The sequence below is a fragment of the Streptomyces drozdowiczii genome, assembly GCF_026167665.1.
GTDB classification, from domain to species: domain Bacteria; phylum Actinomycetota; class Actinomycetes; order Streptomycetales; family Streptomycetaceae; genus Streptomyces; species Streptomyces drozdowiczii_A.
In genome coordinates, this window is the sequence record NZ_CP098740.1 from 3,158,354 (window position 1) to 3,182,922 (window position 24,569).

24 protein-coding genes and 1 riboswitch are annotated in these 24,569 nt (G+C 72.3%); of the genes, 13 read left to right on the forward strand and 11 right to left on the reverse strand.

The window, feature by feature from the left end; genetic code table 11:
• Positions 1 to 9: 9 nt before the first annotated feature.
• A riboswitch (SAM riboswitch) is annotated at positions 10 to 136 on the reverse strand.
• Positions 137 to 289: 153 nt separating this feature from the next.
• Positions 290 to 1,228 carry a glucosyl-3-phosphoglycerate synthase gene (locus NEH16_RS14255; protein ID WP_265542640.1) on the forward strand — a complete coding sequence of 313 codons (939 nt, stop codon included), beginning with the start codon at positions 290 to 292 and terminating at the stop codon, positions 1,226 to 1,228.
• Positions 1,229 to 1,292: 64 nt separating this feature from the next.
• Positions 1,293 to 2,684, forward strand: a complete 1,392-nt coding sequence (locus tag NEH16_RS14260) for an alpha,alpha-trehalose-phosphate synthase (UDP-forming) (protein ID WP_265542642.1) — start codon at positions 1,293 to 1,295, stop codon at positions 2,682 to 2,684.
• Between the two features lie 9 nt (positions 2,685 to 2,693).
• Here NEH16_RS14260 and otsB read toward each other — a convergent pair whose 3' ends face one another.
• The 3 genes from otsB to NEH16_RS14275 form a co-directional block, all read right to left on the reverse strand.
• Entirely contained in the window at positions 2,694 to 3,512 is an 819-nt protein-coding gene (otsB, locus tag NEH16_RS14265; RefSeq protein WP_265542644.1) for a trehalose-phosphatase, read from the reverse strand.
• A 145-nt stretch (positions 3,513 to 3,657) separates the two neighbouring features.
• The gene (locus NEH16_RS14270) at positions 3,658 to 3,846 is read right to left on the reverse strand and encodes a DUF3263 domain-containing protein (protein WP_430523753.1); all 189 of its coding nucleotides are present in this window, start codon (positions 3,844 to 3,846) and stop codon (positions 3,658 to 3,660) included.
• 115 nt (positions 3,847 to 3,961) lie between these two features.
• Positions 3,962 to 5,179, reverse strand: coding sequence for an ABC transporter substrate-binding protein (locus NEH16_RS14275; protein WP_073964729.1), 1,218 nt, complete (start codon positions 5,177 to 5,179; stop codon positions 3,962 to 3,964).
• Between the two features lie 327 nt (positions 5,180 to 5,506).
• Here NEH16_RS14275 and NEH16_RS14280 point away from each other — a divergent pair, with 327 nt between their 5' ends.
• The 5 genes from NEH16_RS14280 (at position 5,507) to NEH16_RS14300 (ending at position 10,609) form a co-directional block, all read left to right on the forward strand.
• Positions 5,507 to 6,415 carry an SIS domain-containing protein gene (locus NEH16_RS14280; RefSeq protein ID WP_265542648.1) on the forward strand — a complete coding sequence of 303 codons (909 nt, stop codon included), beginning with the start codon at positions 5,507 to 5,509 and terminating at the stop codon, positions 6,413 to 6,415.
• A 131-nt stretch (positions 6,416 to 6,546) separates the two neighbouring features.
• Positions 6,547 to 7,440, forward strand: a complete 894-nt coding sequence (locus tag NEH16_RS14285) for an ROK family protein (RefSeq protein WP_242441995.1) — start codon at positions 6,547 to 6,549, stop codon at positions 7,438 to 7,440.
• Positions 7,440 to 8,600, forward strand: coding sequence for an N-acetylglucosamine-6-phosphate deacetylase (gene nagA / locus NEH16_RS14290; protein ID WP_073964732.1), 1,161 nt, complete (start codon positions 7,440 to 7,442; stop codon positions 8,598 to 8,600). The genes NEH16_RS14285 and nagA overlap by 1 nt, the downstream gene beginning before the upstream one ends.
• Positions 8,601 to 8,749: 149 nt before the next feature.
• A complete protein-coding gene (locus NEH16_RS14295) occupies positions 8,750 to 9,694 on the forward strand; it encodes a 1-phosphofructokinase family hexose kinase (RefSeq protein ID WP_265547189.1) in 945 nt (314 codons plus the stop codon).
• 63 nt (positions 9,695 to 9,757) lie between these two features.
• A complete protein-coding gene (locus NEH16_RS14300; protein ID WP_073964733.1) occupies positions 9,758 to 10,609 on the forward strand; it encodes a class II fructose-bisphosphate aldolase in 852 nt (283 codons plus the stop codon).
• A gap of 70 nt (positions 10,610 to 10,679) precedes the next feature.
• On the opposite strand, the gene NEH16_RS14305 is transcribed toward NEH16_RS14300, so the two are convergent.
• Positions 10,680 to 11,654, reverse strand: coding sequence for a carbohydrate-binding protein (locus NEH16_RS14305; RefSeq protein WP_265542653.1), 975 nt, complete (start codon positions 11,652 to 11,654; stop codon positions 10,680 to 10,682).
• Between the two features lie 143 nt (positions 11,655 to 11,797).
• A complete protein-coding gene (gene cdgB, locus NEH16_RS14310; protein WP_073964735.1) occupies positions 11,798 to 13,432 on the reverse strand; it encodes a diguanylate cyclase CdgB in 1,635 nt (544 codons plus the stop codon).
• Between the two features lie 324 nt (positions 13,433 to 13,756).
• Here cdgB and NEH16_RS14315 point away from each other — a divergent pair, with 324 nt between their 5' ends.
• A complete protein-coding gene (locus tag NEH16_RS14315; protein ID WP_073964736.1) occupies positions 13,757 to 14,263 on the forward strand; it encodes a flavin reductase family protein in 507 nt (168 codons plus the stop codon).
• 108 nt (positions 14,264 to 14,371) lie between these two features.
• On the opposite strand, the gene arfB is transcribed toward NEH16_RS14315, so the two are convergent.
• The gene (gene arfB / locus NEH16_RS14320; RefSeq protein WP_073964737.1) at positions 14,372 to 14,806 is read right to left on the reverse strand and encodes an alternative ribosome rescue aminoacyl-tRNA hydrolase ArfB; all 435 of its coding nucleotides are present in this window, start codon (positions 14,804 to 14,806) and stop codon (positions 14,372 to 14,374) included.
• Positions 14,807 to 14,975: 169 nt separating this feature from the next.
• Between arfB and NEH16_RS14325 the strand changes: the two genes are divergently transcribed.
• On the forward strand, positions 14,976 to 15,551 hold the full coding sequence (locus NEH16_RS14325; RefSeq protein ID WP_073964738.1) for a TerD family protein: 576 nt from the start codon (positions 14,976 to 14,978) through the stop codon (positions 15,549 to 15,551).
• A 249-nt stretch (positions 15,552 to 15,800) separates the two neighbouring features.
• A complete protein-coding gene (locus tag NEH16_RS14330) occupies positions 15,801 to 17,357 on the forward strand; it encodes a M4 family metallopeptidase (RefSeq protein ID WP_265542660.1) in 1,557 nt (518 codons plus the stop codon).
• 30 nt (positions 17,358 to 17,387) lie between these two features.
• On the opposite strand, the gene NEH16_RS14335 is transcribed toward NEH16_RS14330, so the two are convergent.
• From NEH16_RS14335 to NEH16_RS14350, 4 genes are read right to left on the reverse strand one after another with little or no spacing between them, the layout of a single operon-like run.
• Positions 17,388 to 18,803, reverse strand: coding sequence for a M1 family metallopeptidase (locus NEH16_RS14335; protein WP_265542661.1), 1,416 nt, complete (start codon positions 18,801 to 18,803; stop codon positions 17,388 to 17,390).
• Positions 18,804 to 18,854: 51 nt separating this feature from the next.
• A complete protein-coding gene (locus NEH16_RS14340) occupies positions 18,855 to 19,970 on the reverse strand; it encodes a YncE family protein (protein WP_265542663.1) in 1,116 nt (371 codons plus the stop codon).
• Entirely contained in the window at positions 19,967 to 20,563 is a 597-nt protein-coding gene (locus NEH16_RS14345; protein ID WP_265542665.1) for an ankyrin repeat domain-containing protein, read from the reverse strand. The genes NEH16_RS14340 and NEH16_RS14345 overlap by 4 nt, the downstream gene beginning before the upstream one ends.
• A 30-nt stretch (positions 20,564 to 20,593) precedes the next feature.
• Positions 20,594 to 21,151, reverse strand: coding sequence for a GlcG/HbpS family heme-binding protein (locus NEH16_RS14350; protein ID WP_265542668.1), 558 nt, complete (start codon positions 21,149 to 21,151; stop codon positions 20,594 to 20,596).
• Positions 21,152 to 21,382: 231 nt separating this feature from the next.
• Here NEH16_RS14350 and NEH16_RS14355 point away from each other — a divergent pair, with 231 nt between their 5' ends.
• The 3 genes from NEH16_RS14355 to NEH16_RS14365 are packed head-to-tail and all read left to right on the forward strand — an operon-like array spanning position 21,383 to position 23,811.
• On the forward strand, positions 21,383 to 22,618 hold the full coding sequence (locus tag NEH16_RS14355) for a sensor histidine kinase (protein ID WP_265547190.1): 1,236 nt from the start codon (positions 21,383 to 21,385) through the stop codon (positions 22,616 to 22,618).
• Positions 22,615 to 23,280: a response regulator gene (locus NEH16_RS14360; protein WP_265542670.1), complete on the forward strand. Its 666-nt coding sequence runs from the start codon at positions 22,615 to 22,617 to the stop codon at positions 23,278 to 23,280. Before NEH16_RS14355 ends, NEH16_RS14360 begins: the two co-directional genes overlap by 4 nt.
• 33 nt (positions 23,281 to 23,313) lie before the next feature.
• Positions 23,314 to 23,811, forward strand: coding sequence for a hypothetical protein (locus tag NEH16_RS14365; RefSeq protein ID WP_265542672.1), 498 nt, complete (start codon positions 23,314 to 23,316; stop codon positions 23,809 to 23,811).
• A 60-nt stretch (positions 23,812 to 23,871) separates the two neighbouring features.
• Here the strand turns inward: NEH16_RS14365 and NEH16_RS14370 are convergent, their stop codons facing one another.
• Positions 23,872 to 24,552 carry a pentapeptide repeat-containing protein gene (locus NEH16_RS14370; protein WP_265542673.1) on the reverse strand — a complete coding sequence of 227 codons (681 nt, stop codon included), beginning with the start codon at positions 24,550 to 24,552 and terminating at the stop codon, positions 23,872 to 23,874.
• Positions 24,553 to 24,569 lie beyond the last annotated feature (17 nt).

A 24,569-nucleotide genomic window follows, 5' to 3' on the forward strand; every position in this document is an offset into this window, starting at 1 on the left:
GGCCCTTTCTCCTCATCTTCCTCACGGCGCGTTTCGCCGCGAGACGGAATTGGCACCTTCCCCACCTGACCTCGCGGTCGGCAGGAGGGTTGCCGGGACTTCAACGGGCCGTTCCCTCTGTCCCTCTGGATGAGCGCTGTGGCAACGGATCATGGATCCGTGCGTTTGTCGGCGGACCGACCCCGGCATGCGATGGCCGTCCGCGTTGTTCAAGACTGTAACCGAAGGACCGGACGGGTGAGATAGCCGTCCGTACCGCGAGATGGATCACATACAGGGAGTATCGACCGTGCTCGAAGAGGTCGAACGCTGGCTGACCAGGCGTTCCTGGTCGGCCGCCGACCACCCGCCGGACAGTGTGCGGGCCGCCGCCGGCGGTACGGGCGTGAGCGTCGTTCTACCGGCCCTCAACGAGGCCGCGACCGTCGGCGACATCGTCGCGACGATCCGGCGCGAGCTGATGGAGCGCGTTCCGCTGGTGGACGAGCTGGTCGTGATCGACTCGGGCTCCACGGACGCCACCGCCGAGGTCGCCCGCCGCGCGGGCGCCCGGGTGGTCCACCGCGACGCGATCCTGCCCCGCCTCCCGGCCGTACCCGGCAAGGGCGAGGTGCTGTGGCGGTCGCTCCTGGTGACCAGCGGCGACATCGTGTGCTTCATCGACGCGGACCTCCAGGACTTCTCGGCCGACTTCGTCTCCGGGATCGTCGGTCCGCTGCTCGCCCACCCCGAGGTGCAGTTCGTCAAGGCGATGTACGACCGGCCGCTCGGCGAGGCGCCCGGCCAGGGCGGCCGCGTGACCGAACTGGTGGCCCGGCCGCTGCTGAACCTGCACTGGCCGCTCCTCGCGGGCTTCGTGCAGCCGCTGGGCGGCGAGTACGCCGTACGCCGCTCGCTCCTGGAGCGGCTGCCGTTCCCGGTCGGTTACGGGGTCGAGCTCGGCCTGCTCGTGGACGCGCTGCACACCGTGGGCCTCGACGCCCTCGCCCAGGTCGACGTCGGCGTCCGCGTCCACCGCCACCAGGACGGCCGGGCGCTCGGCCGGATGGCCGCCGCGATCTACCGCACCGCGCAGGTGCGGCTCTCCCGGGGCCATCTGGTGCGCCCCTCGCTGACCCAGTACGAACGCGGACCGGGCGGGTTCGTTCCCCGCACGTACCCCGTCGACACGCAGGAGAGGCCGCCCATGTGCGAGATCGAGGAGTACGTGGCACGCCACGCGGCCTGATCACGACCCCACGCGGTCCGACTTCGTACGTTTGGACGGATCGGGTTCGGGCTAGATTCCGGCCATGGTCTCCGAGCACGCCCCCTCGTCCGCCGCCCAGGTCCTCGTCGCTTCCAACCGCGGCCCCATCTCGTACGCCCTGGGCGACGACGGCACCCTCGAAGCGAAACGGGGCGGAGGCGGACTCGTCTCCGGCCTCAGCGCCGTCGACGACAAGATGTGGGTCTGCGCCGCCCTCGGCGACGGCGACCGCGAGGCGGTGCGCCGGGGCGTCGGCGAGCCGGGTGTCCGGATGCTCGACATCGACGCCGCGGTGCACGCCGACGCGTACAACGGCATCGCCAACTCCGTGCTGTGGTTCGTCCACCACATGCTGTACCAGACGCCCGTCGAGCCCGTCTTCGACGCGGAGTTCCGCAGGCAGTGGGCCTCCTTCGAGACGTACAACCGGGCCTTCGCCGAGGCGCTGGCCGAGGAGGCGGGCGAGGGCGCGGCCGTCCTGGTGCAGGACTACCACCTCTCGCTGGTGCCCGGCATGCTCCGCGAGCTCCGCCCCGACCTGCGGATCGGCCACTTCTCGCACACCCCGTGGGCGCCCGTCGACTACTTCCGGCTGCTCCCCGACGACATCGCCGAGCAGCTGCTGCGCGGCATCCTCGGCGCCGACCGCGCCGCCTTCCTGACCCGCCGCTGGGCGGACGCCTTCATCGGCTGCTGTACGGAGATCCTGGGCGGCACGGGCCGCACCCGCATCGGCGTCCACGGCCTGGGCGCCGACGCCGGCTTCCTGCGGAGCCGGTCGCACGAGGCGGACGTGGACGAGCGGATGGCGGCCCTCCGCGAGCAGATCGGGCCCGACCGGAAGACCGTCGTCCGGGTCGACCGCACGGAGCTGTCCAAGAACATCGTCCGGGGCCTCCACGCCTACCGCACGCTCCTGGACGAGCGCCCCGAGTGGCGCGAACGCGTCGTGCACGTCGCCTTCGCCTACCCCTCGCGCCAGGACCTCGCGGTCTACCGGGAGTACACCGCGGAGGTCCAGCAGGTCGCCGACGCGATCAACAAGACGTACGGCACGGCCGACTGGACCCCGGTCGTCCTGCACGTCAAGGACGACTTCGCCCGCTCGCTCGCCGCGTACCGGCTGGCCGACGTGGCCCTCGTCAACCCGATCCGGGACGGCATGAACCTGGTCGCCAAGGAGGTCCCGGTCGTCTCCGACGAGGGCTGCGCGCTGGTCCTCTCGCGGGAGGCCGGTGCGTACGAGGAGCTGGGCGAGCACGCGTTCACGGTCAACCCGTACGACGTCTCCGCCACGGCCGACGCGCTGCACGAGGCGCTGACGCTCCCGGACGACGTCCGGGCCGCCCGCACGGAACGCCTGGCCGAGGCGGCCACCGCGCTGCCCCCGCAGCAGTGGTTCCTGGACCAGCTGGACGCGCTGCGGCGCGACTAGGCCAGGGCCTTACGCGAGCCGGTCGGCGAGGCCCCGCAGGTACGCGACGACCTCGCCGGGCCCGGACAGGGCCAGGTCGGCGCGGGCGGCGAGCTCCGGCACCTCGGCGCCGCTGCAGATGAGCAGACCCGGGACGGCGTCCTCGTCCTGTACCCGCAGCTTCTCCACGGCCGCGTACGCGGCGAGGTCGCCCAGGTCGTCGCCCGCGTACAGCACGGACGTGGCGCCGATCTCGCGCACGTACTCGGTGAGCGCGACGCCCTTGTCCATGCCCGGCGGGCGCAACTCCAGGACCAGCCGCCCCGGTTCGACGATCAGCCCGTGGCGCGCGGCCAGCTCGCCGAGGGGCCCGCGCAGCGCGTCGAACGCGGCCTGCGGGTCGGCGGCGCGGCGGGTGTGCACGGCGAGGGCGTGGCCCTTGTCCTCGGTCCAGGTCTCGTACTCCCCCAATACGCCGGGGAGTTCGGCGCGCACGGCCGCGACGCCCGGGTGCGGTTCGGGGGCGTGCACGGCTCCGGTCACGGCGTCCCAGCGCTCGGCGCCGTAGTGCCCGAGCACGACGAGGTGGTCGAGCCCTTCCACCCCGGCGACCCCGGCAAACCGCACGGCGACGTCGGCGGGGCGCCCGGTGATCACGGCCACGGCCGCGACCTTCGGCGCGAGGGCGGCGAGCGCCGCCACGGCACCGGGGTGTGCGCGCGCCTGTTCCGGGTCCGGCACGATGTCCGCCAGCGTTCCGTCGAAGTCGAGCGCGACCAGGGCCTCGGCCGGCCGGGCGAGGATGGCGTCGAGGCCGGTGCGGCCGGCGGGTGTCTGTGGGGTGCGCATGCGCTTGAGCGTATCCCCGCGCGTCCCCGATGCGGGGCGCTGCCCCCGCACCCCCGCTGCTCAATCGCCGCAGGGGCTTGATTTCGCCGCCGCACTATCCAGCCTCGCCGGCGTTTGAGGCGCGGGGTCCGGGGCGGAGCCCCGGTTACCGCCGTCCGCGCCGAGCGTCCCGCACGCGGCGAAGGCGGTTTACCGTCACCGGGTCCTCCTCCAGCGCCCGCCGATCATCCAGCAACGCATTCAGCAGCTGGTAATACCGCGTCGGCGACAGCCCCAGCCGCTCCCGGATCGCCCGCTCCTTCGCCCCCGCCCCCGCCCACGACTGCCGCTCCACCGCGAGGACCGCGCGGTCGCGGTCGGAGAGCGGCGCGGACTCGGCGGGGCCATTCGGGGGTGGGCGGTCATATCAGCCAATATATGGCGCGCCCCACCCCCACGGAACGCGGAGGCTACTCCGCCGCCTCCGCCTGCGTCGCATCCCGCGCTATCCGCTCCAGCACGCTCCGCGGGCTGCCCCCCGGCTCGACCGCCTTGCCGATGTTCTCCTTGATCGACTCGCTCGCCGCCGCCCAGGACGTCTTGCCGAACGGGTAGAACTCCGACTCCGGCAGCGCCGCCAGGAACTGGTGCAGCGGCTTGTACTTCGCGTCGTCCTCCATCGCCGCGGACGCGCTGTTCGTGGGCGGCAGCAGGTCGTACATGTCGGCGAACTCGATCACGTTCTTGTCGGTGAACAGGTAGTCGAAGAACTTGCCGATCTCGACCCGGTGATCGTTCTGCTTGAAGCCCATGATCCAGTCGGCGACGCCCATCGACCCGTCGGTGGGACCGTTCTCGCCGGGCAGCGGGACCATGCCGACCTGGACGCCCTGCTTCTGCGCCTCCTCCATCAGCGTGGGGTGGCCGTTGAGCATGCCGACCTTCCCCTTCGAGAACTCCTCGAACGCCTTGGCGCGGTTCAGCTTGCCGGGGGCGACCGGTCCGACGAGGCCCTTGTCCACGAGGTGCGACTTCAGCCAGTCGAACGTCTTGACGTTCTCCTCGGAGGCGATGTCGTACGAGCCGACCTCGTCCGTGTAGCCGCCGCCCCCGCTGAGCATCCACATCAGGGTCTCGGCCTGGGACTCCTCCGGACCGAGCGGCAGCGCGAAGGGGTAGGACACCCCGCGCTGCTTGAGCGCGGCGGCGTCGGAGGCTATGTCGCTCCAGGTCTCGGGGGCGTCGAGGCCGGCCTGCGAGAAGAGCTTCTTGTTGTAGAAGAGCAGCCGGGTGGAGGCGACGAACGGCAGCCCGTACTGAATGCGGTTGACCTGCCCCGCGTCGATCAGCTTCGGCAGGAAGTTGGCCTGGGTGGGGATGCTCAGCATCTCGTCGGCGGAGTAGAGCTTCCCGGCCTTCGCGTAGTCGGCGTAGGCGCCGATCTGCGCGATGTCGGGGGCCTTGCCGTCCTTGACCATCTTGGCGACCTCGCGGTCGATGTCGGTCCAGGGCAGGACGGTCACGTCGACCTTGATGCCGGGGTGGGACGACTCGAAGCCGCGGGCGACGTCGTCCCAGTACTTGTCGGACTTGTTCGCCGCGCTCGTCCCGTAGTCGGCCGCGACCAGCTTCAGCGTCACATCGCCGGAGCCGCCGCTCGCGCCACAGCCCGACAGCGTCGCCGTCATCCCCAGTACGGCGACAGCCGCCGTCAGTCCCAAGTAACGCCGCTGCACAGCTCAGTCCGTCCTCGTCGATTGCACTGCCCGCAGTTCCCGCATCCGTACGGGGCACTCCGGGTGAGCTGCGATTTTGCCCGCCACCGGCATAGAGGTCTACACCACGGAGGTATCGCTTCCACAACGCAGCAGCATTGCACGGGGCCCGCGGCGGCTGCTAAGTAGGTCTCGACGCAAGGGCCTTATTGGTCCAGACCTTTAACCGACGGTACGTCAGTTCCCGTACCGGTCCGCCCCGTCGCCCCGACCGCGCCCAGCCGCAAGGAGCCGCTCCGCATGTCGCGTACCGCATCCGAGATTGCCACCCAGCCCAGCTGCTGGCGGCGCGCCGCACAGGCGGGCGCGGAGTTCGAGGGGCTGCCGAAGCCGGGCGAGCGTGTCGCCGTCACCGGGTGCGGCACCTCGTGGTTCATGGCCATCGCCTACGCGGCCCTGCGGGAGGCCGCGGGGCAGGGCGAGACGGACGCGTACGCCTCCTCGGAGTTCCCGGTGGGACGGCCGTACGACCGGGTCGTCGCGATCACCCGCTCCGGTACGACGAGCGAGGTGCTGGCGCTCCTCGGCGAGCTGCGCGGGCGCGTCCCCACCGTCGCGCTGACCGGCGACCCGAAGACGCCGGTCATGGAGGCCGCCGACGCGGTCGCGGTGCTGGACTGGGCGGACGAGGAGTCCGTGGTCCAGACCCGGTTCGCGACGACCGCGCTCGCCTTCCTGCGGGCGGGCCTGGAGGCGGCCGGTCCGCTTCCGGCGGGCGTGAAGACCGTGGCCGAGGCGGCGGTCGACGCGGAGCTGGCGGTGACCGAGCCGCTGGCCGAGGCGGTGGTCGCGGCCGAGCAGTGGACGTTCCTGGGGCGCGGCTGGACCTACGGCCTCGCCCAGGAGGCCGGGCTGAAGATGCGCGAGGCGGCGGGCGCCTGGACCGAGTCGTACCCGGCGATGGAGTACCGCCACGGCCCGATCGCGATCACCGGCCCGAACCGGGTGGCCTGGGTCTTCGGCGCCCTGCCCGAGGGCCTGGCCGGCGAGGTCGCGGCGGTCGGCGGGACGCTGGTCGCCCACGGGACGGCGGACCCGATGGCCGACCTGATCCGCGCGCAGCGGCTCGCGGTGGTCCTGGCCGAGACCAAGGGCTACGACCCCGACCACCCGCGCAACCTCTCGCGCAGCGTGATCCTGCCGGAGTAGCCGTCACCGGGTACCCGGGATTTTGTATGGATGCGCAACAAACAGCACTAGTGGACTAGACCTTTTGGGTCGCTCGGGCGAAACTGTTCCACGTGAAACACGTCATCGCCCTCGATGTGGGCGGCACCGGGATGAAGGCCGCACTGGTCGGGGCCGACGGCGCCCTGCTCCACGAGGCACGGCGCGCGACCGGCAGAGAGCGCGGCCCCGACGCCGTCGTGGAGTCGATCCTCGCCTTCGCCGCCGACCTCCGCGCGTACGGCGAGGAGCACTTCGGCGAGAGCGCCCTCGCGGCCGGTGTCGCCGTGCCCGGCATCGTGGACGCGGAGAAGGGCATCGCCGTCTACGCGGCGAACCTGGGCTGGCGCGACGTGCCCATGCGGCAGCTGCTCGGCGAACGGCTCGGCGGTGTGCCCGTGGCGCTCGGCCACGACGTGCGCACCGGCGGGCTCGCCGAGGGCCGGATCGGCGCGGGTCAGGGCGCCGACCGCTTCCTCTTCATCCCGCTCGGCACCGGGATCGCCGGAGCCATCGGCATCGCCGGTGCGATCGAGGAGGGCGCCCACGGCTACGCGGGCGAGATCGGCCACATCGTGATCCGGCCGGACGGCCCGGACTGCGGCTGCGGCCAGCGCGGCTGCCTGGAGACCCTGGCCTCCGCCTCCGCCGTCAGCCGCGCCTGGGCGGCCGCCTCCGGCGACCCGACGGCGGACGCCGCCGACTGCGCCAAGGCCGTCGAATCCGGCGACCCGAAGGCCGTCGAGGTCTGGCAGAACGCCGTCGACGCGCTCGCCGCCGGACTCGTCACCGCGCTCACCCTGCTGGACCCGCGCACGCTCATCATCGGTGGCGGGCTCGCCGAGGCCGGGGAAACCTTGTTCACACCACTCCGTGCGGCCGTCGAGGAACGCGTCACGTTCCAGAAGCTGCCCCACATCGTCCCGGCGGCCCTCGGGGACACCGCCGGATGCCTGGGCGCAGGGCTGCTCGCCTGGGATCTACTCTCCACGGAGGTATCCGCCTGATGGCCGGACGCGCAGAAAGCACCGTTCTCGCAGGGGCCCGGGTGGTACTGCCCACCGGCACCGTCGAGAACGGCCGGGTGACCGTCGAAGGCACCCGCATCTCCGGCACCCAGGCCGAGAACGCCCCGGTCCTGGACCTCTCCGGGCACTGGATCGTCCCCGGCTTCGTGGACATGCACAACCACGGCGGCGGCGGCGCGTCCTTCACCTCCGGCACCGTGGACGAGGTCCTGACCGGCGTCCGCACCCACCGCGAGCACGGCACCACCACCCTCGTCGCCTCCACGGTCACCGGCGAGATGGACTTCCTCGCCGAGCGCGCCGGCATCCTCTCGGAACTGGTCGAACAGGGCGACCTCGCCGGCATCCACTTCGAGGGCCCCTTCATCTCCCCCTGCCGCAAGGGCGCCCACAGCGAGGCCCTGCTGCGCCACCCGGACCCGGCCGAGGTCCGCAAGCTGATGGACGCGGCGCGCGGCACCGCGAAGATGTTCACCCTCGCGACCGAGCTGCCCGGCGGCATCGACTCCGTACGGCTGCTCGCCGAGCACGGCGTCATCGCGGCCATCGGCCACACCGACGCCACGTACGAGCAGACCGTCGAGGCGATCGACGCCGGGGCCACCGTCGCCACGCACCTCTACAACGCGATGCCGGCCATCGGCCACCGCGCGCCCGGCCCGATCGCCGCCCTCCTGGAGGACGAGCGGGTCACCGTCGAGCTGATCAACGACGGCACGCACCTGCACCCGGCCGCGCTCGAACTGGCCTACCACCACGCGGGCGCCGACCGTGTCGCCCTCATCACCGACGCCATGGACGCGGCCGGCTTCGGCGACGGCCGCTACCAGCTCGGCCCGCTCGCCGTGAACGTCGAGAACGGCGTCGCCCGGCTGGTCGAGGGCAACTCCATCGCCGGCTCCACCCTCACCCTGGACACCGCCTTCCACCGCGCCGTGACCATCGACCGCATCCCGGTCGAGGACGTGGTCACGTCCATCTCCGCCAACCCGGCGCGACTCCTCGGCGTGTACGACAAGGTCGGCTCGCTGGAGCCCGGCAAGGACGCCGACCTGGTCGTTCTCGACGAGGACTTCCGCCTCAAGGGCGTCATGCGCAAGGGCGAGTGGATCGTCCGCCCCGAGACCGCGACGAGCTGACCCCCACGTAACGAAGAGACGGCGGTTGGCCCCGAGGTCTGGGCCGACCGCCCCCTCTTTGGCATGATCGCCTGGGAAACCAGCACGGAAAGCGCGTTCCGGCAAGGAAACAGCGCTTGGCACGGAACGAACGCGAAAGGGCGGCCGCGGTGATCCTCACGGTCACGCTGAACACGGCACTCGACCTCACCTACTCCGTCCCCGCCCTCGTGCCGCACTCCAGCCACCGGGTCACCGACCTCTCCGAGCGCCCCGGCGGCAAGGGCCTCAACGTCGCCCGCGTCCTCACCGCCCTCGGCCACGACACCGTCGTCACCGGCTTCGCCGGCGGCGCCACCGGGACCGTCCTGCGCGACCTGCTCGCCGCACTCCCCCGGCAGAAGGCCACCCTCACCGACGCGCTCGTCCCCGTCTCCGGCGACACCCGCCGCACCCTCGCCGTGGTCGACGCGGCCACCGGCGACACCACCCAGTTCAACGAGGCCGGACCGCACGTCACCGCCGACGAGTGGACCGCCCTCCTCGGCGCGTACGCGGAGCTGCTGAAGACCGCCGACGCCGTCGCCCTGTGCGGCAGCCTCCCGCCCGGCATCCACGTCGGCGCGTACGGCGAACTCGTCCGGCTCGCCCGCACCGCCGGCGTCCCCGTCCTCCTGGACACCAGCGGCGAACCGCTGCGCCGGGGCATCGCCGCCCGCCCCGACCTGATCAAGCCGAACGCCGACGAGCTCGCCCAGCTCACCGGCTCCCGCGAGCCCCTGCGCGCCACCCGCGACGCCCGCCGCCGGGGCGCCCACGGCGTCATCGCCTCGCTCGGCCCGGACGGCATGCTCGCCGTCACCCCGGACGGCGTCTGGCGGGCCTCGCCGCCCGCGCCCGTCAAGGGCAACCCGACCGGAGCCGGCGACTCCGCCGTGGCCGGGCTGCTCTCCGGGCTCGCGGAGTCCCTGAGCTGGCCGGACCGGCTGCGCCGGGCGGTGGCACTGTCGACGGCGACCGTGCTGGCCCCCACGGCGGGCGACTTCGACCGCACGGCGTACGAGGAGCTGCTGCCGCGCGTCGCCATCGAGGAACACGCAGCGGGGGCGGCCTGAGCGCCGAGCCCCGCCCCGCACCGGGCCCGTCCGCCGGGCCCGGAGAAACCACAGAGGTCAGCAATGCCGCTCGTCAGCACCGGTGAACTCGTCTCGGCCGCCCAGGCCCGGGGACGCGGGATCGCCGCCTTCAACGTCATCACCCTGGAACACGCGGAGGCCATCGCCACCGGCGCCGAGCGCGCCGGCGCGCCCGCCATCCTCCAGATCTCCGAGAACGCCGTGAAGTTCCACGGCGGCCGGCTCACCGCCATAGCCGCGGCCGCCGCCGCCGTCGCCCGGACCTCCTCCGCGCCGCTCGCCCTGCACCTCGACCACGTCGAGTCCGTGGACCTGCTCCACCAGGCTCACGACGAGGGCTTCGGCTCCGTGATGTTCGACGCGTCCAAGCTCACCTACGAGGACAACGTCCGGGCCACCGCCGAGGCCGTCGCCTGGGGCCACGAGCGCGGCATCTGGATCGAGGCCGAGCTGGGCAAGGTCGGCGGCAAGGAGGGCGAGGCCCCGCTCGACGCCCACGCCCCCGGCGTCCGCACCGACCCGGACGAGGCCGCGGCGTACGTCGCCGCGACCGGCGTGGACGCCCTCGCCGTCGCGGTCGGCTCCTCGCACGCCATGACCGAGCGCACCGCCGCCCTGGACCACGAGCTGATCGGCCGGCTCCGCGCCGCCGTCCCCGTCCCGCTCGTCCTGCACGGCTCCAGCGGCGTCCCGGACGAGGAGATCCGCCAGGCCGTCGCCGCCTCCGGCATGGTCAAGATCAACGTCGGCACCGCCCTGAACACCGCGTTCACCGGCGCCGTCCGCGCCCACCTGGCCGAGAACACCACGGGCGTCGACCCCCGCAAGTACATCGCCCCCGGCCGCGAGGCCATGGCCGCCACGGTCGCCGCCTTCCTCGCCCTGATGGGCTGAGCGGACCCGGAAAACGCACCGGCCCCCTCGCCCGGAGGCGAGGGGGCCGTGCACGTCGTGCGCCGTACGGTCAGCGGGTCTGGTGACCGGCCTTCAGCGACAGCTGGTCCAGGTTGGCGTCGCACTGATCACCCTCGTTGCACGAGATCATCAGCGTGTTCTGGCCCTTGACGAGGTTGACGTAGGCGTACGTCGTCGTCCAGCCCTTCTCCAGATCGCCCTCGGGGGCGTTGGCGAAGTTCTTCATGTTGATGGCGCGCGGGTCCTCGGAGTTGACCGTCAGCGAGGTCTTGGCGTCCTTGCCCGGCACGCCGTACGTCACGAACAGCGTGTACTCACCGGCCTCCGGCACCTCCACCGTCCAGGTCGCGGAACGGCCCACCTCGTTGAGGTTGATGTACTGCCCGTTCGCGCTCTTGGCGCCCTTCACGGAGTTGTCGAGCTGCGCCGTGCCGCCCAGGTGCAGCGAGGCCGCGTCCTGCTTCGGCAGCTCCGCCGGGGCCGAGGAGGACTGGGACGGCTTCGGGGTCGGGGACTCCTCGACCTGCGAGCCGGGCTCCTGCGAGGAGTTCGCCTCGGCCTTCTTGTCCTTGTCGCCGTCGCTCGTCATCAGCGCCGCGCCGATGCCGATGAGCACCACCGCGACGACCGCGACCGCCGCGATCAGCAGGCCCTTGGTGTTCGGGCCGCCCTTGCCGGAACCGCCGCCGCGACCGCCCTGCTGCGGCACCTGCGTGGTGGCCGCGCCGCCGGGATACGTCTCCGGAGCGGCGTACTGCGGGCTGGGCTGACCGTACTGGCCCTGGGGCGCCTGCGGAGGGTAGCCGTACGCCTGCTGCTGCGGCACCTGCTGCCCGTACTGGCGCTCGCCGACGGTCCGCACTTGGTTGTACGAGGTCCGGGGCACACCCGGCTGGGCGGCGGGACCCGGGTAGCCGTAGCCGCCCTGCCCCGGCGGCTGCGCACCGGCCGCCTGCCCGTCCGCGTAGAGGTAGCCGAACGGATCGTCGTCCTCGGGTGTGCTCGCGCCGTTGTTCCCGGCCATCCCTGGGTCACTCCTCACCATGTCGTCAGCCGTCGCCGAATAGCGCCGGCCGTCGCCGACCGGCCGAGCCTACCTCGAATGGACGATGTCAAGAATTGACAAGGACCTCGGCGGGAACCCGGGCGGGGACGCGCGGAAGAACGTCAGCCGGCTCTGCGGTGAACCTTCGACCGCGACCGCTTCTCCACGTACATCCGCTGGTCGGCGGAGCGCAGCACCTCTTCCGCGGTCATCCCGCAGGCCGCCCAGCCGATGCCGAAACTCGCTCCCACGCGCACCGCGCGACCGTCGACCCGAATGGGCGGAATGATGGCATTTCGCAGGCGAACGGCCAGGTCAGCCGCGTCCGCCGCGCCCAGCCCGTCCGCGAGGACGACGAATTCGTCACCCCCGAGCCGGGCGACGGTGTCCCCGTCCCGGACGCAGGTGGTCAGCCGCCGGGCCACCTCGATGAGCACCGCGTCGCCCGTGTGGTGCCCGAAGCGGTCGTTGATCGACTTGAAGCCGTCCAGGTCGCAGAAGAGGACCGCGAGCCCCTTCGCCCCGTCGTCCCGCGATGTGTCCGGCGCCACGGCGTGCACATGGTGGTCGAAGGGATGCGCACCCGGACCGCCGACCGGGTAGTGCCCCCGCGCCTCGTCCACGTCCCCGTACGCCGCGTCCACCGCCTCCACGTCCGTCGTCGCCGCCGCGTCCGGGCGGGCGCACAGCCGGGCGCCGAGCCGGGTCCGCAGCTCCGCGCTGTTGGGCAGACCGGTGAGCGCGTCGTGCGAGGCGCGGTGGGCGAGGTTCAGCTCATGGCGCTTGCGCTCCTCGATGTCCTCGACGTGCGTCAGCAGGAAGCGCGGCCCGTCCGCCGTGTCCGCGACCACGGAGTTGCGCAGCGACACCCACAGGTAGGAGCCGTCCCGCCGGCCCAGCCGCAGCTCGGCCCGGCCGCCCTCGGCGGAGGTACGGAGCAGGGTGCCGATGTCCTCGGGGTGGACCAGGTCGGCGAAGGAGTAGCGGCGCAGCACCGACGCGGGGCGGCCGAGCAGCCGGCACAGCGCGTCGTTCGTCCGCAGCAGCCGCCCCTGCTGGTCGCCGCCCAGCTCGGCGATCGCCATGCCGCTGGGGGCGTACTCGAATGCCTGGCGGAAGGATTCCTCACTGGCCCGGAGCGCCTGCTGCTCGCGCTCCAGCCGGACCAGGGCCCGCTGCATGTTGGCCCGGAGCCTGGCGTTGCTGATCGCGATGGCGGACTGCGAGGCGTACATATGGAGCGCCTCGCGGCCCCAGGCGCCCGGGCGGCGTCCGTTGCGCGGCCGGTCGACGGATATGACGCCCAGGAGGTCCGAGCCGCCGCCGGACGCGTACATCGGGGCGTACAGCCGGTCCTGGGGGTGCCACTCGTCCTCGAAGCGGGGCTCGGGGCCCTCCGTGTGCCACTGCGGCACGTCGTCGTCGAGGAGGACCCAGCCCTCGGTGTGCGGTATGAACCGGAGCCCGCCCCATGCCTCGCCCATGAGGAGCCGGCGCTCCCAGGAGGCGCGGGAGCCGACCCGGCCGGTGATCAGGGCCTCGGCGGCGTGGTTCCCGGCGAGGGCGGCGACGACGAGGTCGCCGTCGGGGCGGACGAGGTTGACGCAGGCAAGCTCGTAGCCGAGATTGGCGACGATCCCGTCGGCCACCGTCTGCAAGGTGTCGGCCAGGCTCCGCGCCGTGTTGAGATCGGCGACCGCCTGGTGCAGCTGCCGCATCGTCGCGAGACGGACGTAGGGCTCCGACTCGGCGTCCATCGCTCGCACTCCCCGAGACCTCGACAGCACTCCAGAATTCATATCGACGTACGTGACGTACTTACTGCAGTGTCACGGCCACTGAATCACAGCGAGCTGTGCACCCGGTACACAGGGTCAGCAAATATTGCACTCTGTGACTCAAGTCACAAACGAGCGGGAAGTGGTCACGGCAGGTCAGAGGGTGCCGGAAACGGGCGGTCCTAGGACCAGGCTGGTCCCCTGGCCCGATGCGGGGGTGCGCGGGGCGCGGCTAGCGTTCCCTGTGTGTTGCAGACGAAACCCCCCACCCCGCGCACCGAGCCCGTCCCCCATGCTGAGGGGGTGAGCAACGAAGAGTTCCGTGCCGCCCTGTCCCGGCTGGCGGCCGGCGTGGTGCTGGTCACCGCCCAGGAGCCGCCGCTCGACGAGGGCGGACGCGGTGAGGACGTCGGCATGACCGCGACCGCCTTCATGTCCGTGTCCCTGGACCCGCCGCTGGTCATGGTGAGCCTGCGCAACGACTCCCGGATGGACGACCTGCTCGCGGAGCAGCCGCTGTGGGCGGTGTCCGTGCTGGCGGAGAGCCAGCGGCACATCGCGGGCCGGTTCGCGATGAAGGGCCGGATCAGCGACCGGCTGCTCTTCGAGGACATCCCGTACGTACGCGGCGAGGTGACCGGTGCCCCGCTGGCGGGCGGCGCGCTCGCGACGCTGGAGTGCCGCACGGAGCAGCGGGTGGTCGCGGGCGACCACACGCTGGTGATCGGTCGGGTGCTGGGGGCGCGGGTGCCGAGCGGGGACGGCGGACCGCTGACGTACTTCCGGGGCAAGTACCGGCAGCTGGGCTGAGCCGGGGAGCCGGGGCCGGGTGGGCCGCAGCGCCGGAGGCCGCAGCGCCGGAGGCCGCAGCGCCGGGCCGGGCAGGCCGCGGCGCCGGGTGCCGGCCCGGAGACCGCCCTACCAGTCGCGCCCCGAGCGACCCCTCTTCGTATCGCTGCGCTGCTTCTTCTCGCGCAGCCGTCGTTCGTTGATCCCGCGGGGGATCTTCTTCTTCACGCGCGGCCTGGGCGGCGGGGCGGACGCCTCCGCCAGGAGGGCCGCGAGGCGCACGGCGGCCGTCTCCCGGTTGCGCCACTGCGAGCGGTGCTCGGACGCGCGTACCGCGATCACACCGCCGGTCAGCCGGCCCGCCAGCCTTTCCAGCGCGCGTTCCTTCCACACCTCGGGCAGCGCCTCGGTGGCGGCGAGGTCGAAGCGCAGCTCGACCTGCGAGTCGCTGGTGTTGACGTGCTGGCCACCGGGCCCGGAGGAGCGCGAGAAACGCCACATCAGCTCGGCCTCCGGCAGGGAGACCGAACCGCGGATGACATAGGGCCCGGACATGGCATCCATGTTCCCCGCCCCACCAGCTGTTCGTCACCTCTTTTTGCGGTGGCCCGGCAGCCATTCGGCAAAGAAAGTAAAGGCGGACGGAACCTCTCGGTCCCCTGTCGGCGTTATGACCTGTGACGGTAGCTTCGTGACCGCGAAGCCCGCACCCGACAGATGAAAGGGACTTCCCATGGCAGTAAGCCTGTCCAAGGGCGGCAACGTCTCCCTCACCAAGGAGGCCCCCGGCCTCACCGCCGTCACGGTCGGCCTCGGCTGGGACGTCCGCACCACCACGGGCACCGACTTCGACCTCGACGCCTCGGCGATCGCGGTCAACGCCGGCGGCAAGGTCTACTCCGACGCCCACTTCGTCTTCTTCAACAACAAGGCGACCCCGGACCAGACCATCGTGCACACCGGTGACAACCTCACGGGTGCCGGCGAGGGCGACGACGAGCAGATCAACGTCAACCTGGCGGGCCTGCCGGCCGACGTCGACAAGATCGTCTTCCCGGTCTCCATCTACGACGCCGAGACCCGCAGCCAGAACTTCGGCCAGGTGCGCAACGCGTACATCCGCATCCTCAACCAGGCCGGCGGCGCCGAGATCGCCCGCTACGACCTGAGCGAGGACGCCGCCACCGAGACCGCCATGGTCTTCGGCGAGCTGTACCGCAACGGCGCCGACTGGAAGTTCCGCGCCGTGGGCCAGGGCTACGCCTCCGGCCTGCGCGGCATCGCCCAGGACTTCGGCGTCACCCTCTGACGCCACCAAGCCCTCACAAGGAGCCCCCGGCCGAACGTCCTGCGGCCGGGGGCTCCCGCGTGTCCGGACATCCGGTCATGACCGGTCGAAGGCCGCCGAATAACGGACATGACAGCCCCTCAGTCGGACAAGAACTGGTCAAAGAAATGTGAGGCATTTGTTGGTGCACCGTCAATAGCACCGATTCGGTGGCAGGCTCCCGGCTCGTAACCCCCACGGAACGAGCAACGGAGTTTGCATGACCCCCACATGAACACCCGTCGCGCCGCAGCCCTGGCCGCCGTGGCCGCGATGGTCGTCGTCGGAATGCAGACCGGTGCGGCGAATGCCCACCCGAACACCCCCGGCGACTCCTCCTCCGCCACCTCGGCCTTCAGCAGCGCCTCGGCCCGCACCGCCGCCATCAAGTCCGCCCAGTCCGACGCCTCCACCACCGCCTCCGCGCTGAAGCTCGGCGCCGAGGAGAAGCTGATCGCGCGTGACGTGATCAAGGACGCCAACGGCACCGTCCACACCCGCTACGAGCGCACCTACGCCGGGCTGCCCGTCCTCGGCGGCGACCTCGTCACCCACACCGCCGCCGACGGCAAGCTGAAGAGCGTCACCAAGGCGACCACCGCCCGCATATCCGTGCCGTCCACCACGCCGAAGATCAAGACCGCGGCGAGCGCCCGCAAGGTGATCTGGGCCGGCGACGACACCCCCGTCCTCGCCCTGGAATCCGTGAAGACCGGCGTCCAGAAGGACGGCACCCCCAGCCGCAAGCGCGTCATCACCGACGCCACCACCGGCAAGGTCCTCCAGAGCTACGAGGAGATCGAGACCGCCGGCGTCGGCAACAGCCAGTACAGCGGCAAGGTCGACCTCTCCACCACCTCGTCGGGCTCCGGCTTCGAGCTGACCGACGGCGACCGGGGCGGCCACAAGACGTACGACCTGAACCAGGGTGAGAGCGGCACCGGCGACCTCGTCACGGACGACGACGACACCTGGGGCGACGGCACCGGCAACGACCGCCAGACCGCCGCCGTCGACGCGCACTACGGCGCCGCGAAGACCTGGGACTTCTACAAGTCCGCCTTCGGCCGCGACGGCATCGCGGGCGACGGCAAGGCCGCGTACTCCCGGGTCCACTACGGCGACGCGTACGTCAACGCCTTCTGGGACGACAGCTGCTTCTGCATGACGTACGGCGACGGCGCCGACAACAAGAGCGCCCTCACCGCCCTCGACGTCGCCGGCCACGAGATGAGCCACGGCCTCACCTCGTCCACCGCCAACCTGAACTACTCCGGCGAGTCCGGCGGGCTCAACGAGGCCACCAGCGACATCCTCGGCACCTCCGTCGAGTTCTTCGCCGACAACTCCACCGACGTCGGCGACTACCTCATCGGCGAGAAGATCGACATCAACGGCGACGGCAGCCCGCTGCGCTACATGGACAAGCCCAGCAAGGACGGCGGCTCGGCCGACTACTGGGACAGCGGTGTCGGCGACCTCGACGTCCACTACTCCTCGGGCGTCGCCAACCACTTCTTCTACCTGCTGTCCGAGGGCAGCGGCGCGAAGACCATCAACGGCGTGGACTATGACTCCCCGACCTCCGACGGCTCCACCGTCACCGGCATCGGCCGGGACAAGGCCGTCCAGATCTGGTACAAGGCCCTGTCCGAGTACATGACCTCCACCACCGACTACGCGGACGCCCGCACCGCCACCGAGAAGGCGGCGACCGACCTCTACGGCGCCGACAGCGCCGAGCTCAAGGCCGTCGACGCCGCCTGGACCGGCGTCAACGTGAAGTAACCCGTACGCGGGAGCAGAAGCGGGAGCCGGTCAGCCGTCCGCGGCGGGCCGGCTCCTGCCGTACAGCCACGCCTTCCACAGGTCCGACAGGTCCTGGCCGGTCTCCTCCTCCACGTACGCCGTGAAGTCGGCCGTCGACGCGTTGCGGTGCCGGTACTTCTTCGTCCAGCCCCGCAGCAGCGCGAAGAACTCCTCGTCGTCGTCCACCGCCTCACGGATCTTGTGGATGACCATCGCCCCGCGCCCGTACACCGGATCGTCCGAGATGGCGGCGGCGGACGGCGGATCGGCGGGCGGGAAAGCCCAGTTGGCCTTGTCCTCGTAGGCGTCCTCGAACGACTCCTCGGCCGGGGTGTCGTTCTTCTCCTCCTCCCACAGCCACTCCGCGTACGTCGCCAGGCCCTCGTTCAGCCACATGTCGCGCCAGCTCTCCGGCGTCACCGAGTCGCCGAACCACTGGTGCGCCATCTCGTGGACGAGCAGCCCGACGCTCGGCGGGCCCGGGAAGAAGGGCCGGTTCTGCGTCTCCAGCGCGTACCCGGCGTCGTCCTCGCGTTCCACGATCGCGCCGGTCGCGGAGAACGGATACGGACCGAAGTGCTCCGCCTCCCATGCCACGACCTCCGGGACCCGGGCGACCGTCCGCGCGCTCGCCTTCGCCACCTCCGGGTCCACGGCCGTGAACACCGTGATGCCGCCCGCCATCGTGGACGTCTTCGTCTCGAATTCCCCGACGGCCAGGGTCGCGAGATAGCTCGCCATCGGCTCGGCGGTGTGCCAGCGGAAGGTCGTGCGGCCCTTCTCCGTGACCGGCGGACCCGCCATCACCCCGTTGGAGACCGCCGTCAGCCCCTTCGGGACGGTGACCGCCAGGTCGTACGCGGCCTTGTCGCCCGGGTGGTGATTGCCCGGGAACCAGGCCATCGACCCGGTCGGCTCACCGAGGGCCAGCGCCCCGTCGTCGGTCGGCAGCCAGCCCTCCTCGGACTCGTCCGGGTCGGTGATCGTCTTCGGGGAGCCCGAGTAGCGCACGACGGCACGGAACGTCTCGCCCTTGCGCAGCCGGTCCTCGACCTTCGCGTCCGTACGGAGCGTCAGCTCGTTGCCCGCCCGGTTCACGGCGGCCGGACGCCCTTCCACGGTCGCCGACTCCACGGTCAGTCCGGCCAGGTCCAGATTGAACGAGCTGAGGTCCTGCGTGGCCCGCGCGGTGATCTCGGCCGTCCCGCGCAGGGTCTGCTCGTCCGGGTCCACGTCGAGCGTGAGGGCGTAGTGCGTGACGTCGTAGCCCCCGTTGCCCAGCTTCGGGAAGTACGGATCGCGCACCCCGGCCGCACCCGGCTTGCCCTCCACCCCGCCCGTGCAGGCGGGCGCGAGGAGGGCGAGGGCGAGCAGGGGGAGCGCGGCGCGGGCCGCCCTGCGGCGTGCCGGGGTTCGATGATCCACACCGATGATCCTATGTGCGGAATGTCGTAATCCGGAGGTGGTGCGCCGGGCTCACAGCACCGCGATCCCCAGCGGCCGTTCCCCCGCCGCCAGACGGACCGGCGGCGTCTTCCCGTCGAGGGCGACGACCGTGATGCCGTTCCAGTAGCCGTCCCGGGTGAAGCCCCCTGTGACGTATGCCGTACGGCCGTCCTGCGATACGGCGACGTCCTCGTGCGGGCCGTCCAGCTTCACGACGCGCTCGGAGCCGTCCGGTTCTCGGATCGTCAGTGAGGCTTCCTCGTCGTCGGACGCGATCGGGCCGGTGCCGACGACGAGCAGCGTGCCGTCCGGGGCGAGCGCCGCGCCGTGCTGGTGGGTGTTGGCCGTCATCCGCTCGACGGCGACCTTCCCGGTGCGCGGGTCGAGGACGGCCAGCCGCTCGCCCTCGAACGGCAGCAGCAGCTTCCCGTCGGACGGCCGGACCACCGCGTAGTGCGGCTTCAGCCAGGACCCGAGCCCGCCCTCGGTGCCGTACGGGGCGACCTCCATGCGGCGCGCGCGGAGCGTGTCCGTACGGACGGACGTCACGTCGAAGGAGTCGTGCCCGGTGGCGTACGCCTCCGAGCCGTCGCGCGACACGTCCACGTCGAAGGGCCGACGCCCGACGGGGGCCGTGCCGGTCACCTTCCGGGTCGCGGTGTCGATGACCTCGAGGACCCCGTTGCCGTCCGGCACGTTGACGCCGACGTACGCGTGCCTGCCGTCGGGGGCCAGCGCGATACCCATTCCGCCGCCCCGGTATTCACCGGTGGTCGCGGGGCCGGTCCGCGTCCTGTACGGGATCAGGGCCAGCCGCGTCCGCTTCCCGGTGTCCACGACCGCGACGCCCTCGGCGGTGGTGACCCAGGCCCGCCCGTCCGTGCCGACGGCGACGCCGTAGGGGGCGGTGCCGACCTTCACCCGGTCGAAGGCGCCGCGTACCGGGTCCACGAAGGACACGGTGTCGGCCCCGAAGTCGGCGACGAGCAGGGTCCCTTCGGGGGTGGTGCGCGGGGCGGGCGGCTGCGCGGCGGGAGAAGTGGCGGACGGGGTGGCGGGCGACGCGGGCGCGTCGGTGGCGGCGCACCCGGCGAGCACGGCGGCGGCGGCAACGGCGGCCAGGAGGGCCGCCGGGCGGGCTCTCACGACGCTTCCCGCAGCAGCGCCGCGATCTCCGCGAACCCGCGCCGCTCCGCGTGCTCCAGCGCCGTCACCCCGTCGCCGTCCGGCAGCCCCGGCGTCGCGCCCGCCGCGAGCAGCAGCTCCACGATCTCCTGGTGCGCCCGGCCGCCGTCGCCGAGGATCACGGCCTCCAGCAGGGCGGTCCAGCCCAGCCGGTTGACGTGGTCGACGTCGATGTCGGTGACCCTCAGCAGCTCCCGTACGTACGCGACATGACCGCGCTCGCTCGCCGGGATCAGCGCGATCCCGCCGAACCGGTTCCGCAGCTTCAGATCGGGTCCGGCGGGCAGCAGGACGCGCATCATCGCCACGCTGCCCGTGACACCGGTGGCCAACCAGGGGCTCTCCTCGCGCCGGTCCTGCGCGTCCGGGTCGGCCCCCGCCGCGACGAGCAGCCGGGCGGCCCCGACGTGGTCCCCGTGGACGGCCAGGAGCAGCGGGGTGCGCAGCTCCTCGTCGCGGGCGTCGACCCGGGCGCCGCCCTCGATCGCGGTCCGCACTCCGTCGGTGTCGCCGGTGCGCGCGGCGTCGAGCAACTGGTGATCGAGGGCGTTCATGTCCGTCTCCCGGGGAGGTGTGCGTACGTACTACTTGGCGAGGGCGGCGACGCCGGCCTGCGCGAACTTCTCGTCCAGGTCGCCGCTCGGGGCGCCCGCGACACCGATGCCCGCCACCGGGGCGCCCTTGACCTGCACGGGGGCGCCGCCCGCGAGGAACAGCGTGCCAGGGATGTCCTTCAGGTTCGGGGCCTGGGCGAGCCGCTTGGCCAGCTCGGAGGTCGGGGCGTTCCACGACACGGCGGTGTACGCCTTCTTCTCGGCCGACTCGTACGCCTGCGGGCCCGAGCCGTCGCCGCGCAGGGTCAGGATCGTGTTGCCGTTGCGGTCGACCACCGAGACCGCGACGCGCTGGTTCTCCTTCTTCGCCGCGTCCAGGGCGGCCTTCGCGGCCTTCGTCGCGGCGTCGAGCGTCAGGTGCGTCGTCTGCTGGAGGTTGCGGTGCGCGGTGTCCGCCTTGACGGTGGTCGCGGGGGCAGCGGCCGGGGTCGACGCGTTCGCGGACATCGCGCCGAAGGTGCCGGCCCCGAGGGCGGCGGCGGCGACGGCACCGGTCAGGACACGGGTACGCAGCGACATCTTCTTCATCAGGGGCTCCTCAGCGGGGGGATCCGGAAGCGGGGTCGTTCCCGCGTCCTGCATCCATCGTTGGCCCGCGACCGCCCCCGAACGGTCGTCGTACCGGCTCGACCCGGCGCCCGGGACGGCTGACGTCCCCATCGGCCGATCGGTTGATGCGCGGCCGCCCGTCCGGGGGACGATGGAATGTCCACGCAGGTCAGCGGGGGTCCCTTCGGGACCGGAGAGCAGGGGTACGAGGTGGAGCAGCGGTACGCGGACGGGCTCCGGCCCGTACCGGAGCGGAGCAACGACGACGGGGACACCCGCTCCCTCGCCCTCCTCATGCACGCCGCGTTCTTCCTGCTTCTCGGCGCCTCGCTCGCCCGGTTCCTGCTCCGGCACCCCGGGGAGGCGCGCACGCCCTGGATCATCGGGCTCTCGGTCGCCCTGGCCGTGCTCTACGTCGTCGGGCCCGTGCTCGGCTCGCGCCCCACCGCCCGCAGCCTCGTCTGGCTCGGCGGGCTCGTCGTCGTGTGGATGGTGGTGGTCGTCCTCGCGCCCAGCTTCGCCTGGTGCGCGGTGCCGCTCTTCTACACCGGGCTGCGCATCCTGCCGCCCCGCGCCGCGTACGCGCTCGTCGCCCTGCTGACCCTGTTCGTCGTCGCCGCGCAGCTCCGCCTCGCGCACGGCTTCGACCCCAACCTGGTGCTCGCCCCGCCCGCCGTGGCCGCCGTCGCCACCGCCGTGTTCGTCCACATGCGGCGCCAGGCGGTACGGCAGGGCAAACTCATCGACGACCTGCTCCGCACCCGCCGCGAACTCGCCGCCACCGAGCGCCGCGAAGGCACCCTCGCCGAACGCCAGCGGCTGTCCATGGAGATCCACGACACGCTCGCCCAGGGCCTGTCCAGCCAGCAGATGCTCCTCCAGGCCGCCGACCGCACCTGGGACTCCGACCCGGCCGCCGCCCGGCGCCACATCCGTACCGCCGAAGGCATCGCCGAACGCAACCTCGCCGAGGCCCGCCGCTTCGTCCACGACCTGGCCCCCGCCGACCTGGCCGAGGGCGGCGGCCTCGACGCGGCCCTGCACGCGCTCGCCGCCCGCGAAACGGCCCAGGCGCAGGGCAGGCTCACCGTCCGCTGCCACATCGAGGGCGCGCCGCACACCGTCCTGCCCGACCGCACCCAGTCCGCCCTGCTGCGGATCGCCCAGGGCGCCCTGGCCAACGTCACCGAGCACGCGGGCGCCACCGAGGCCGCCCTCACGCTGACGCACCTGGACGACCGCACCGTCCTCGACATCGCGGACAACGGCCACGGCTTCACGCCCACCGCCACGGCCTCCGGCGGGGTGCGCGGCCACGGGCTGCCCGCCATGCGCGCCCGCCTCCGCCAGCTCGGCGGCACCCTCACCATCGAATCGGCCCCCGGCGAAGGCACCGTCGTCACCGCCACCGTCCCCGTCGCCCCCACCCCCCAGGACCCCGCATGACCGCCGACCTGCCCCCGGACACGACCACCGGCCCGACCGGAGACCGCATCCGCATCCTGCTCTGCGACGACCACGCCGTCGTACGCGCCGGGCTCCTCGCCCTCCTCGGCAGCGAACCCGACATCGAGGTCGTCGGCGAGGCGGGCAGCGGCGAGGAGGCCGTCGCGCTCGCCGCCCGGCTCACCCCGGACGTCGTCCTGATGGACCTCCAGCTCGGCAGCGGCATCGACGGCGTCGAAGCGACCCGCCGCATCGTGGCCGGCCCCGGCACCCACGTCCTCGTCCTCACCACGTACGACACCGACGCCGACATCACGCGCGCCATCGAGGCCGGGGCCACCGGCTATCTGCTCAAGGCCGAGCGCCCCGAGGAGCTGTTCGCCGCGATCCGCTCCGCCGCCCAGGGCCGCACCGCGCTCTCACCGCCCGTCGCCAGCCGCGTGATGGCCCGCATGCGCGCACCCCTCCCCACCCTCACCGACCGCGAACGCGACATCCTCGGCCAGCTCTCCCGGGGCCTCGGCAACCGCGAGATCGCCCGCGCCCTCTTCATCAGCGAGGCCACGGTCAAGACGCACCTCGGCCGCATCTACGACAAGCTCGGCGTCGACACCCGCGCGGGCGCCGTCGCCGTCGCCAAGGAACAGCGCCTGCTGCCGTAACGGGCGACACGCCGGGCATGACACCATCGAACCGTGCTCGACATCGGCTACTCCCTCTCCCGCCGCTTCCCCGACCCCCCGCAGACCGACTACCGCCGCGCGGACGTCCGCGCGCTGCGGCACGACCTGTTCTCCGGGGACGTCTACCTCGCGGACACCAAGGCGGACCGCGAAGTGTCCACAGCCTGGGGATGGGTGCCGGTGCTCGACTTCGCCTGGGCGCTGTGCGACATCGTGGAACGGATCGACCAGGACCCGCGCGGCAGCCGCTCGCACCGCCGCCAGCAGGCCGAACTCGACTTCACCGAGTCCACCGACCGCATGCTCTTCGAGCGCCGCTTCGGCTGGGTCGACATCGAGGCCGACTGGATGGACCCCGAAGAACCTCCCCTCACCTTCAGCCACTCCCTGCTGCGCCGCGAGGCCCGCGACTTCCTGCACGACCTGATCGCCGACCTCGCCGACATGCACGAGGGCCTGGCCGACAACCCGGCCGTCTGGGACCTCCAGGCCCGCTTCCCTCGCCTCTGACCGGCCCCCCGGTCGCGCGTCTCACGCCTCTGACCTGGGCGGCGGGGAACCACGCGCGTCTCACGCCTCCACCCGCACCCCGATCTGCGCCGCGAACGCCGGCGCCAGCTCCATCAGCTGCACCGGGCTGATCACCGCACCCGCCAGCCGTTCCACCCCGCGCGCGATGTCCAGCTCCGCGACCGCCCGGAAGTCCACCGAATCCATCCGCGCCGCGCTGAAGTCCGCCCGCTTCAGCGCGCAGTCCCGGAACTCCACCCGCGTCAGCCGCGCACCCCCGAAGTCCGGCTCAGCCAGCACACAGCCCTCGAAGACGACATCCGTCAGCCGGGCCTCCCGCAGATTCAGATAGTCGATCTTCCCGCCCCGCACCACCACCCGCTCCAGCACCGCGCCGTGCAGCTGCGTCCCGCCCAGCCGCGCGTCCACCACCTCGACGTCCCGCAGCGACGCCTCCGCGAGATCGGTGCCCACACCCCGTACGCCCGTCAGCACCGAGTCGATGAACCGCGCCCGCACCAGCTCCGCCCGGTCCAGGGCGCAGCCCTCCAGCGCGCAGTCCATGAACCGCGCACCCCGCCCCGACGCGTCCGCCAGGTCCACCGACGCCCCGAACCGCACCCCGTCGTAATCCCCGTCCGGTTCGAGCCCGCCCTGCGCGAAATCCACCAGCGGCGGCAACCGCACCTCCGGCCGCCGCGCCGCCTTCACCCCACCGCTCCGACCACCACTGCGCACCATGCCCCCATCGTGACGCA

Bases quoted from the DNA above. Each gene is read 5' to 3' on its own strand.
- NEH16_RS14370 (WP_265542673.1), bottom strand. From the start codon at position 24,552: ATGGTGCGCAGTGGTGGTCGGAGCGGTGGGGTGAAGGCGGCGCGGCGG.
- NEH16_RS14280 (WP_265542648.1), top strand. From the start codon at position 5,507: ATGTCGCGTACCGCATCCGAGATTGCCACCCAGCCCAGCTGCTGGCGG.
- otsB (WP_265542644.1), bottom strand. From the start codon at position 3,512: ATGCGCACCCCACAGACACCCGCCGGCCGCACCGGCCTCGACGCCATC.
- NEH16_RS14305 (WP_265542653.1), bottom strand. From the start codon at position 11,654: ATGGCCGGGAACAACGGCGCGAGCACACCCGAGGACGACGATCCGTTC.
- NEH16_RS14360 (WP_265542670.1), top strand. From the start codon at position 22,615: ATGACCGCCGACCTGCCCCCGGACACGACCACCGGCCCGACCGGAGAC.
- arfB (WP_073964737.1), bottom strand. From the start codon at position 14,806: ATGGATGCCATGTCCGGGCCCTATGTCATCCGCGGTTCGGTCTCCCTG.
- NEH16_RS14330 (WP_265542660.1), top strand. From the start codon at position 15,801: ATGAACACCCGTCGCGCCGCAGCCCTGGCCGCCGTGGCCGCGATGGTC.
- nagA (WP_073964732.1), top strand. From the start codon at position 7,440: ATGGCCGGACGCGCAGAAAGCACCGTTCTCGCAGGGGCCCGGGTGGTA.
- NEH16_RS14350 (WP_265542668.1), bottom strand. From the start codon at position 21,151: ATGAAGAAGATGTCGCTGCGTACCCGTGTCCTGACCGGTGCCGTCGCC.
- NEH16_RS14345 (WP_265542665.1), bottom strand. From the start codon at position 20,563: ATGAACGCCCTCGATCACCAGTTGCTCGACGCCGCGCGCACCGGCGAC.
- NEH16_RS14275 (WP_073964729.1), bottom strand. From the start codon at position 5,179: ATGACGGCGACGCTGTCGGGCTGTGGCGCGAGCGGCGGCTCCGGCGAT.
- NEH16_RS14285 (WP_242441995.1), top strand. From the start codon at position 6,547: ATGAAGGCCGCACTGGTCGGGGCCGACGGCGCCCTGCTCCACGAGGCA.
- NEH16_RS14300 (WP_073964733.1), top strand. From the start codon at position 9,758: ATGCCGCTCGTCAGCACCGGTGAACTCGTCTCGGCCGCCCAGGCCCGG.
- NEH16_RS14325 (WP_073964738.1), top strand. From the start codon at position 14,976: ATGGCAGTAAGCCTGTCCAAGGGCGGCAACGTCTCCCTCACCAAGGAG.
- NEH16_RS14260 (WP_265542642.1), top strand. From the start codon at position 1,293: ATGGTCTCCGAGCACGCCCCCTCGTCCGCCGCCCAGGTCCTCGTCGCT.
- cdgB (WP_073964735.1), bottom strand. From the start codon at position 13,432: ATGGACGCCGAGTCGGAGCCCTACGTCCGTCTCGCGACGATGCGGCAG.